The organism is Chitinophaga sp. (assembly GCF_036569125.1).
Taxonomy (GTDB): domain Bacteria; phylum Bacteroidota; class Bacteroidia; order Chitinophagales; family Chitinophagaceae; genus Chitinophaga.
On sequence record NZ_DATCRF010000842.1, the window covers coordinates 1 to 9,957 of the forward strand.

At 48.0% G+C, this 9,957-nt stretch carries 10 protein-coding genes and 1 pseudogene; 8 read left to right on the plus strand and 3 right to left on the minus strand.

The annotated features are described in order from the left end of the window. Positions 1 to 758: pseudogene (locus tag VIM87_RS31025) on the minus strand (excinuclease ABC subunit A); the annotation flags it as partial. A gap of 136 nt (positions 759 to 894) precedes the next feature. Between VIM87_RS31025 and VIM87_RS31030 the strand changes: the two are divergent. Together VIM87_RS31030 and VIM87_RS31035 are read left to right on the plus strand one after the other, a co-directional pair. After that, positions 895 to 1,749, plus strand: a complete 855-nt coding sequence (locus VIM87_RS31030; protein WP_332000744.1) for a helix-turn-helix transcriptional regulator — start codon at positions 895 to 897, stop codon at positions 1,747 to 1,749. Positions 1,750 to 1,879: 130 nt separating this feature from the next. After that, complete coding sequence (locus tag VIM87_RS31035) at positions 1,880 to 2,659, plus strand: alpha/beta hydrolase (RefSeq protein ID WP_332000745.1); 780 nt, start codon at positions 1,880 to 1,882, stop codon at positions 2,657 to 2,659. A 171-nt stretch (positions 2,660 to 2,830) separates the two neighbouring features. On the opposite strand, the gene msrA is transcribed toward VIM87_RS31035, so the two are convergent. After that, on the minus strand, positions 2,831 to 3,322 hold the full coding sequence (msrA, locus tag VIM87_RS31040; protein WP_332000746.1) for a peptide-methionine (S)-S-oxide reductase MsrA: 492 nt from the start codon (positions 3,320 to 3,322) through the stop codon (positions 2,831 to 2,833). A 288-nt stretch (positions 3,323 to 3,610) separates the two neighbouring features. Here msrA and VIM87_RS31045 point away from each other — a divergent pair, with 288 nt between their 5' ends. Next, positions 3,611 to 4,063 (plus strand): PA2169 family four-helix-bundle protein, encoded by a 453-nt coding sequence (locus VIM87_RS31045; RefSeq protein ID WP_332000747.1) that lies wholly within the window; start codon positions 3,611 to 3,613, stop codon positions 4,061 to 4,063. A gap of 252 nt (positions 4,064 to 4,315) precedes the next feature. On the opposite strand, the gene VIM87_RS31050 is transcribed toward VIM87_RS31045, so the two are convergent. After that, entirely contained in the window at positions 4,316 to 4,678 is a 363-nt protein-coding gene (locus tag VIM87_RS31050; protein WP_332000748.1) for a winged helix-turn-helix transcriptional regulator, read from the minus strand. A gap of 107 nt (positions 4,679 to 4,785) precedes the next feature. Here VIM87_RS31050 and VIM87_RS31055 point away from each other — a divergent pair, with 107 nt between their 5' ends. The 5 genes from VIM87_RS31055 to VIM87_RS31075 form a co-directional block, all read left to right on the plus strand. Next, entirely contained in the window at positions 4,786 to 5,538 is a 753-nt protein-coding gene (locus tag VIM87_RS31055; RefSeq protein WP_332000749.1) for an SDR family NAD(P)-dependent oxidoreductase, read from the plus strand. 140 nt (positions 5,539 to 5,678) lie between these two features. After that, the gene (locus VIM87_RS31060; protein ID WP_332000750.1) at positions 5,679 to 6,188 is read left to right on the plus strand and encodes a GNAT family N-acetyltransferase; all 510 of its coding nucleotides are present in this window, start codon (positions 5,679 to 5,681) and stop codon (positions 6,186 to 6,188) included. A gap of 151 nt (positions 6,189 to 6,339) precedes the next feature. Then, entirely contained in the window at positions 6,340 to 7,119 is a 780-nt protein-coding gene (locus tag VIM87_RS31065) for a TerC family protein (protein ID WP_332000751.1), read from the plus strand. 328 nt (positions 7,120 to 7,447) lie between these two features. Then, positions 7,448 to 9,430, plus strand: a complete 1,983-nt coding sequence (locus VIM87_RS31070; protein WP_332000752.1) for an alpha-L-arabinofuranosidase C-terminal domain-containing protein — start codon at positions 7,448 to 7,450, stop codon at positions 9,428 to 9,430. Between the two features lie 28 nt (positions 9,431 to 9,458). Continuing rightward, positions 9,459 to 9,957, plus strand: a 499-nt coding sequence (locus VIM87_RS31075) for a family 43 glycosylhydrolase (protein WP_332000753.1), incomplete at its 3' end; no start/stop codon positions are given.

Consider the following 9,957-nt stretch of genomic DNA (forward strand, 5'->3'; position numbering starts at 1 on the left):
GCGCTGGTAAAGGTGCCCATATAGCTGGGCTCCAGCTTTCTTTTCAGGGCATCCTTTACTTCTGCAGCCGTAAAGGCCGAATATACCGGCACCACAGGCTGCTCTTCTGTGAAAAGGATCCAGTCCCGGTCTTTTTTAGGCAGGTCTTTCCAGGGGGTATCCACATCATAGCCCAGCGTCATGAGTATCTCCCGCAGGTTTTGTCCCTGCCAGGCTGTAGGCCATGCTGCCACGGCGCGTTCGCGGATGGTAAGGGTATCATCCGGCACCATGGACCTTTCCGTTACTTCATACACCCGCCCAAGGCCATGGCAATGCGGGCAGGCGCCTTCCGGCGTGTTGGGCGAAAAGCCTTCTGCATAAATGATGGATTGCCCTTTGGGATAATCACCTGCCCGGGAATACAGCATGCGCAGCAGGTTGGATAAGGTGGTTACGCTGCCCACAAAAGAGCGGGTGCTGGCTGCGCCTCTTTGCTGCTGTAAGGCAATGGCGGGCGGCAGCCCATCTATACCATCTACCTCCGGTACCGACATCTGGTTAAAAAGCCTTCTTGCGTAAGGCGAAACCGATTCCAGGTACCTGCGCTGCGCTTCGGCATACAGGGTGCCAAATGCCAGTGACGACTTGCCGGATCCCGAAACGCCGGTGAATACAACAAAGGCATCGCGCGGTATTTCCAGGTCTATATTCTTCAGGTTATGCTCCCGGGCTCCGCGTACTTTTACGAAGCCGCTGAAATTCTTAGGTTGTGACATTTGCATCCTTTCTCACAGTGAAAGCAACAAATGTGCACCTTTTTTAATTACGAACGGAGGTAGAACCGCAGTGATCTCCTGCAGATTTATTTTTAAGGATGGATGGAAATAGTATTTTGAGCTTGAATTACCCCTTATGCCCAAAGATAAATATATGATCCCCACTATTGCAACCGATGAGGTCAGGCATCACGGATTGCAGCTTGTGAACTTTTCACAGATCATTAAAACAGCCGCCACCCAGGTCCCGCACCGCGATGAGAACTATATCTTTATTTTCCAGGAAAAGGGAAAGCTGCACCTGGAGCTGGACTTCAGGAAAGTGATGCTTAAAGGCAGCATGGTATATTTCATACTGCCCGGGCAGATCCATCATTTTTCAGCAGCTGATGACGGTGTATGGATGCTAACCGTAGAGCCTTCCCTGGTGCAGCAAACCTATAAATCCATCCTGGACCGGTACTTCCTGCTGCACGAGCCGGCGGCGGTGTCAGAACAAAAGAAAAAGAAGCTCAGCGGCTGTTTAAGCTTCCTGGCCGATGAGGTGCGCGCCCCCGGGACCGATGCCTGCCAGCAGCATATAAAACGCGGGCTGCTGGATGTTATCATAGGAACCATCACACGGGAATATGCCAATGGCGAAACGGATAACAAGCAAAAGGAATCCCGGAGCACAACCATAACCCGGCAGTTTAAAGCCCTGTTATTCCAGCATTACAAGGCTAAAAAGAAACCTTCTGACTATGCCGGTGTTTTAAAGATCTCAACTCCATATTTAAATGAAGCCGTTAAAGACTTCACCGGTTTTACGGTAAGCTACTGGATCCAGAAGATGATCATCATGGAAGCCAAGCGCCTGCTGTATTATACGGATCTTACCATTAAAGAGATAGCCGGCGAGCTGGGATATGATGATCATGCTTATTTTTCACGGCTGTTCACCACCTCTGAAAAGATCTCACCACTGGGTTACAGAAAGCGGCACCGCTAAAAATCCAAATCTTACCTGCTTTTCTGCATTGCCTTGTACCGGCCGGTGCTGTTACTTTGCAGTGCCGGTGATCCCCATGCATGGTTTTACTAAGCCGGCCATTTCAAACAATTAAACTCCTACAGACACAATGGCAAACTTAATACATAGGTTAAAGGGCGCCCTATGCGCCGTACTGATCACCTTATCAGGCATCATGGGCCTTACTGCAAAAAGTAATGCTCAACAGGTAAAAAATGTAGTATTGGTACATGGCGCTTTTGCAGATGGGTCGGGATGGAAGGCGCTTTATGAAGTGCTTACAAAAAAAGGATACCATGTAACCGCTGTTCAAAACCCTTTAAGCTCCCTGGAAGATGATGTAGCCGCTACAAAGGTGGTGCTGGATAAACAGGATGGCCCCACTGTACTGGTAGGCCACTCATGGGGCGGCGCCGTGATCACGGAAGCCGGTAACCATCCTAATGTAGCAGCATTGGTATATGTGGCTGCCTTCCAGCCCGACAAAGGCGAATCAGCGCTGCAATGGATCCAAACCGCGCCCCCGGCTCCTGAGAATGGCATACTGCCGCCGGATGATAAAGGCATTGTATACTACGATCAGGCTAAATTCCATGGAGGTTTCTGTGCAGATATTCCTAAGGCGCAGGCGGACTTTATGTTTGCCTCCCAGGGCGCTTTTTATGCCAAAGCATTTGCAACGCCCATTACCGAGGCGGCCTGGCATACCAAGCCTGCTTATGGGATAGTTGCTACGGAAGATAAAAGCATTGTGCCGGAAATAGAGCGCAAAATGTACCAGCGTTCTAACACCAGGATAACCGAAATTAAAGGCAGCCATGTAGTGTTTATGTCGCAGCCTGAAGCGGTAGCAAAGGTTATTATAACAGCGGCGAATGCGGTGAAGTAAAAGAATGTAAAATGTAAAATAATAAATGTAAAACCGACGAAGGAGGTTCATAGAGACCATTTAAAAGACTTTATGAACGAGATAAATATAAAAGTGGAATGCAGTCCCTTATCCGCTGCATTCCACTTTTACATTTATGATTTTACATTTTACATTTTACATTTTTCACGGCTATTGCAGTTTCCAGTCCGGCCTTATAAAATGGCAGGTATATCCATACGGATTTTTTTGCAGATAATCCTGGTGCTCTTCTTCTGCATTCCAGAAATCAGAGGCCGGCACTACTTCCGTAACAATAGGTCCGGGCCACTTTTTGGAAGCATTCAATTCCGCAATTAATGTATTGGCGGTTTCCTTTTGCGCTTCGCTTAAATAAAAAATAGCGGAACGGTAAGAGGTGCCCCTGTCGTTCCCCTGCCGGTTAAGCGTGGTTGGATCGTGGATCTGGAAGAAAAATTCAAGCAGGGTGCGGTATGATAAGATCTCCGGGTTAAAGATAATTTCAATTGCTTCGGCATGTGTGCCGTGGTTACGGTAAGTAGCATTAGGCACGTCCCCGCCTGTGTAGCCAACAACAGTGGAAGTTACGCCGGGAAGCTTGCGGATCAGCTCTTCCACGCCCCAGAAACAACCACCGGCCAGTATCGCCTTTTCAGTACTCATAGATCTGTTCTTTTAGATAAAAATAAATATTCGCCGCTACATTGCGCGATCTATTTTTTTGCAGGCGCATCGCCTTATAAAAGTACCTGGGTTAAACGGTGCAGACCGCTTGGGTGTTGAGATTATTCTACTAATTGTGCGCTATTCCATACGCTAAGAATTCAAATAAAGCGAAGGTTATCCATTTCCCCCCTAAGAGGCCGTACCACGCCTCTGTCCGCTGGTTCAATGTGGCATATTAGTTGAAATACTACCCTAAGCTATTATTAACCTTAAACTATTAATATCATGTACACAACAGAAAAATCAGTAGATGTATTAAATGATCTTATTGAGCTGAATAACGACCGCGTAGCTGGTTTTGAAAAGGTGATTGCAGATATAAAACCGGAGAACATAGACCTGAAAACCTTGTTCCAGGAATATGCTTCACAAAGCCGCCAGTTCAGCCAGGAATTAACCGCAGTAGTAGCCCGTTATTCAGATGATGTTGAAACCGGCACCAGCGCCAGCGGTACATTGCACCGCGCCTGGATAGATGTTAAGTCATTATTTGGCGGCAGCGACCGGGCCAGCATACTCGCAGAAGCAGAAAGGGGAGAAGATGCTATAAAGAAAGCCTATAAAGACGTGCTGTCTGAAGATGAATTACCAGCTGAAGCGCTGCAGACAGTAACCATGCAGGCTCAAAAAATTCAGGCCGCACATGACCGGATCAAAGCGTTAAGAGACGCATCATAATTTGATCTTTTAAGTAGATGGGTTGATTAAAAAGAATGTAAAACTCCAAATGTAAAATTTTAAATGTAAAAGTAGGATCGGCAATAAACTCATGTTCGCGGCATTTTACTTTTACATTTATCTCGTTCATAAAGTCTTTTCAATGGTCTCTATGAACCTCCTTCGTCGGTTTATGATTTAAAATTTTACATTTTACATTTTACATTCTTTTTAGTCAGCCCTCTTTTTATGCAATTACTACATCTCTTTTCTCTAAAGCTGCTTTGTTAAGCTCCTTTGTTTGCCGCCCCAGCTGCTCAGCTGGTCTAAAATAGGCCATAGCTCCAGGGCCGTTTCAGTAAGCTCATATTCAACCCTCGGTGGAACCTCCGCATAAACAGTCCGCTTCACCAGGCCATCCTGCTCTAATGCCCGCAATTGCAGGCTAAGCATACGTTCTGTAATAAAAGAAAATTCTTTTTTAAGCTCAGTGAACCGCAGCTTTTTGTTGTTCAGCATACTGAGGATCTGTAGCTTCCATCTTCCACCGATCTTATTGATCGCATAGCTGAGATCACATTCACTCAGGGAGGTTTCATTACGCGTATAAGTGGAGTTTTGCTTTCTGGCTGCCATTACTTACATGTTTGTAGGTACCATACAATTGATTGCACCACGGCAAAATTAGGACACTACCTGCTACTTTTGGAAAGAAATTTTCAAAACCAAACAGGAGAAGGATTATGGATCTGTATTTAAAAGGAAGAACAGCAGTGGTAACCGGCGCCAGCCAGGGTATGGGCCGGGCCATTACAAAACAGCTGGCAATGGAAGGCGTAAAAGTGTTGGCCACTGCAAGAAGAGAAGACCTGCTGAACAGCCTAAGAGAAGAAATTGCAGCTGCAGGCGGCGTGGGGCCGGTAACTTTTGTGCAGGACTTTGTTGCAGCTGAGGCGCCGCAAAAGATCGCAGCCGCAGCCTTGTCGGGCCTCGGAAATGTTGATATCCTTATCAACAACGCAGGCCGCAGCCGCCCATTGGACATTATAGGAGCGGAAGAAGAATGGGCGGCATCTATGACGCTGGACTTTGACCGGCACCGGCAGTTAACGCAGCAGCTTTTGCCCCATTTTATTACACGTAAGCAAGGCGCTATCCTGAATATAACCAGCACCTATGAGCTACGGGAGGTAAATGCTTCGGCCGTTGCCAAAGCAAGCATAGTCGTGTGGTCCAAACAGCTTTCCATGCAGCTGGGGCAGCACGGCATCAGGATCAACTGCCTGCAGCCGGGCCTTATAGATACGGACAATATCCGCCGTTTTTTCCCGGGCAATGAACGCAGTGAATTTGCCGGGCGTGAAATTGCGCTGGGCGATTTCGGCGAGCCGCAGGATATAGCCAACATGGCCGCTTTCCTGGTATCGCCGCGCGCGCGGTATATCACCGGCACAGTGGCTGTGGTAGATGGCGGCATGCGCCGCTCCCCGTTCTGATCATTGCGCACCAGGCATCATGCCTGGTGCTTATGGTAATAATTGGGCCGTAAAGATTATCTTAGCAAAGGAAGATCAAACTACTTTATTGTTGCAGCATACTGTAGATGGCTGCAGAAAATTAAAACTATCCGGTGAAAATGCAGATCCCAGTTATTACCAACAGGCTTTCCATAGGCGCGCTATCCATCAATGATCACGACTTTGTATTTGAGCTGCTTAATTCAAAGGGCTGGCTTGAGTTTATCGGGAACAGGAATATTCATTCCAAAGAGGATGCTGTAAATTATATCAGCAAAATATTGGTTACTCCCAATCTTACCTATTGGGTAGTGAGGCTAACGGACGGGAATATTCCTGTGGGCATCATCTCCTTTATAAAACGGGACTACCTGCTGCATTACGATCTGGGTTTTGCATTTCTGCCGCAGTATATGGGATTGGGTTATGCCTATGAAGCGGCCGCTGAAGTTAAGCTAAAGATCATGCAGGACCCGGCCCATGCGCAACTGCTGGCTACAACCTTTCCCCATAACAGCAGCTCCATACGGCTCCTGAAAAAGCTGGGCTTTCAATATGAAAAACAGATTGAAGTTAAGAACGAAATATTGCAGGTGTATTCGGTAACAAACCGGCCGTCCCATGGCTAGGGCGCTGCCGGACCCGCAGGGTATAACAGGTCCCGGTTGCTTAAATGCAGCCGGGATCTTTTTTATTGCCCTGCATTCATAAAACCGCCATAAATACGCCAAAACGGCAATATATTTGATGACTAAGCCAGTGGCGCTAAATCTTAACTATATGGATCTGCTTACCAACCCGGAAACCTGGGTGTCTTTGCTCACACTCACCCTGCTTGAAATAGTATTGGGAATTGATAACATCATCTTTATTTCCATACTGGCAGGCAAGCTGCGGCAGGATCAACAGAAAAAAGCCCGGCAGCTGGGGCTTGGCCTTGCCATGGTTACCCGCATTTTGCTGTTGCTTTCATTGAGCTGGATCATGACGTTAACGGCGCCCCTTTTTAACATAGGCAGCTGGGTAGGTATTAATAACCCCGGATGGCTGGAAAAGCTGGCCATTTCCGGCCGCGACCTGATCCTGCTCCTGGGCGGCTTGTTCCTTATTTATAAAAGCACCACAGAGATCCATGAAAAGCTGGAAGGGGACGAGCATACAGCCGTAGCCGTAAAACAGTATTCCTTTATTGGGGTCATTATACAGATCCTGTTGCTGGATATTGTATTTTCACTGGATTCTGTAATTACCGCCGTGGGTATGGCCAATGAAATAGCCGTAATGATCGCTGCGGTAATGATAGCCGTAATAGTAATGATGTTTTCCGCATCCGGTATCAGCAATTTTGTGAACCGGCACCCTACCGTAAAAATGCTGGCCCTCTCATTTCTACTCCTGATAGGGGTATCGCTTATTGCAGAAGGTTTTGAGCAGCATATCCCCAAAGGCTATATTTATTTTGCTATGGCCTTCTCCGTTTTTGTGGAGATCCTTAATCTTAAGCTGAGGAATAAAGCCACCAAGCCGGTACAGCTGAAGGACAGCAAGGCCCCGGAATAAACCCTGCAGCGCATCGGCGGCTTTGATTACAGCAGTATTTTCCATGAACAACAAAAAATATCATTAAAAAAATTTGACGTTTCAGATATTAATTGTCAAATTTACAATTGTTGTCCTGCGGCAGGCCGTTAAACATATAAGGTCCGGAAAATGCCGGCGCCACAGGTGATCATAAATCCACGTATGGAACTATGCCGCCCTGCTGCTTGCGGCCAACGCAACCAGGTACGCATTCTATTGACTACATACTTCTGCGAATAAATTCCCTGCGGTGTATTCCATGGACTATGGACCATCGACCATGGACCATCGACTAAAATCATCTGTTATGAAAATACTCAAGCACCAGCATTATCACTGTTACCTGTCTGCCGGAATAAGGTCAATGACCCTGATTATAATCAATGTGCTGCTGTTCTCTTACGCATCGGCCCAGAGCGGAAAACAAGGCAAAAAAATAAGCCCTGACCTGTTCGGCCTTTTCTTTGAAGATATCAACTACTCGGCAGACGGTGGGCTATATGCTGAGCTGGTGCAGAACCGCTCCTTTGAATACAGCCCTACCGACCGGCGCGAGTGGAGTCCCTTCTCATTCTGGCAATACATTACCCCGGGATTCTCCTACGGCTCATTGAATATAGAAACCACTGCGCCGGTGCATCCCAACAATCCCCACTATGCAGTGCTGAACATCGAACATACGGGAGATAGCGGCGTAGGGATCCGGAACGATGGATTTGCTAAAATACCCGTGAAGGCAGGTGAAAAATACCATTTTTCTGTTTTTGCAAAATTGCTTTCACAAGCCCCTGTTAATGTAGTGGTAAGCCTTCAGAATACGAAAGGAGAAACGCTGGCAGAAAGTAAGATCAGGGTATCATCGCCTGACTGGCAAAAATATACCACCGACCTGGTAGCCTCCGCTGCAAATGACAGCGCCGCATTAGTGGTGCTGGCCACTACCAAAGGCAAGCTGGCATTGGATGTGGTGTCGCTGTTCCCTGCTAATACTTTTAAGAACCGGCCCAATGGATTACGGGCCGATCTGGCGCAGCTGCTTGCAGATGTGCATCCGAAATTCATCCGCTTCCCCGGCGGCTGCCTGGCGCATGGCGATGGGCTGGGGAACATGTACCGCTGGAAAAACACCGTTGGGCCCATTGAGCAAAGAGTGGAGCAGAAAAATATCTGGGGCTATCATCAAACAGCCGGACTGGGTTATTACGAGTATTTCCAGTTCTGTGAAGATATAGGCGCCAAACCATTGCCGGTATTGCCTGCTGCAGTTAGCTGCCAGAATTCCGGCGGTACCTGGCGCATTGGCGGCACCGGGCAAAAAGCAATTGATATGAATGATATGCAGGATTATATCCAGGAAGTGCTGGACCTGGTGGAATGGGCCAACGGGCCCGCTGCCTCCACCTGGGGCGCCAAACGCGCTGCAGCCGGCCATCCTGCGCCGTTTAACCTGCAATATGTGGGCATTGGTAATGAAGATAAGATCACGCCTGAATTTGAGCAGCGCTTTAAAATGATCTATGACGCCGTTAAAGCCAAACATCCGGAAATAACCGTGATCGGAACCGTTGGCCCCTTCCCGCAGGGCGAGGATTTTGATAAAGGCTGGAAGCTGGCCAATACGCTGCAGGTGCCTGTGGTGGATGAACATTACTATAGCCAGCCGGAATGGTTTATTTCCAACCAGTACCGTTATGATGCTTATAAGCGCAATGGCACCAAAGTTTACATAGGCGAATACGCATCCTGGGGCAACAAAATGAAGAACGCCCTGTCAGAAGCCGCTTACATGACGGCGATTGAACGCAACGGCGATGTGGTAAGCCTGGCCTCGTACGCGCCCCTGCTGGCAAAAGCCGGGTTCACCCAATGGAACCCCGACATGATCTATTTTGACAACACCTCTGCTTACCCAACCATCAATTACTACGTGCAGCAACTGTTCTCCGTAAACCAGGGGGATACTTATTTTGAAAATGTTGTTTCCAAAAATGCTGCTGATTCCGCGCTGGCCGCCTCCTGTGTGCAGGACAGCAAAACCGGCGATGTGATCCTGAAGCTGGTGAATGCAGGACCGGAGCAGGGCCGCATGAAAATTAACCTCTCCGCTTTTGGAAAGCTGGATGCAGCTGCAGCAAAAACAGTATTAAGCGGCAGCGCAGAAGCGGCAAATGTATTTGGCAGCGCGCCTGCGGTAACACCCGTTACCTCCGCATTCAATGCAGCGAAAACTTTTGAATACGCCGCTCCGCCTATGTCGCTGACCGTTATCAGGATCCGGAAAAAGAAATAGCTGAATAACCATTCACGTAAACGGTTGTATGAAAAAAATTGCAACACTCTTTGCGCTCGCGCTTTCCATCTGCCAGTATCTGCAGGCACAGCAGGCGCACAACCCTGTTATTTATGCAGATGTACCTGACCTGTCCATGATCCGCGTTGGGGATACTTATTACATGAGCAGCACCACCATGCACATGAGCCCGGGTGTGCCCATTATGAAGTCGAAAGACCTGGTTAACTGGCAAATTGTTAGCTATGCCTATGAGGTGCTGGACAATGTGGATGCGCTGAACCTTGCCAACGGCCAAAGCACCTATGGCAGGGGATCCTGGGCCAGCAGCCTGCGTTACCATAATGGGGCTTATTATGTAAGCACTTTTGCCGGCACCACTAATAAAACCTATATCTATTCCACCCGGGATATTGAAAAGGGCCCCTGGAAAGCCGTTTCATTCTCCCCGGCTTTACATGACCATTCCCTGTTCTTTGACGATGATGGACGCGTATACATGCTGTATGGCGGTGGCAAAATAATGC